This window comes from Pseudomonas sp. EA_5y_Pfl2_R50 (genome assembly GCF_963970475.1).
Taxonomy (GTDB): Bacteria; Pseudomonadota; Gammaproteobacteria; order Pseudomonadales; family Pseudomonadaceae; genus Aquipseudomonas.
Genome location: NZ_CAXAPT010000239.1, coordinates 1 through 262, shown reverse-complemented (window position 1 = coordinate 262; position 262 = coordinate 1). Strand labels below are relative to the sequence as shown.

1 rRNA gene is annotated in these 262 nt (G+C 50.8%); it reads right to left on the bottom strand.

The annotated features are described in order from the left end of the window. A 23S ribosomal RNA gene (locus AACY19_RS27630) occupies nt 1–262 on the bottom strand; the annotation flags it as partial.

The window sequence follows — 262 nt, the reverse complement described above, 5'->3', positions numbered from 1 at the left end:
GGTCTTTCGGCGTGGGTGTTTTTCACACCCATTGTCGTTACTCATGTCAGCATTCGCACTTCTGATACCTCCAGCAAGCTTCTCAACTCACCTTCACAGGCTTACAGAACGCTCCTCTACCGCATCATCCGAAGATGATACCCGTAGCTTCGGTGTATGGTTTGAGCCCCGTTACATCTTCCGCGCAGGCCGACTCGACTAGTGAGCTATTACGCTTTCTTTAAAGGGTGGCTGCTTCTAAGCCAACCTCCTAGCTGTCTAA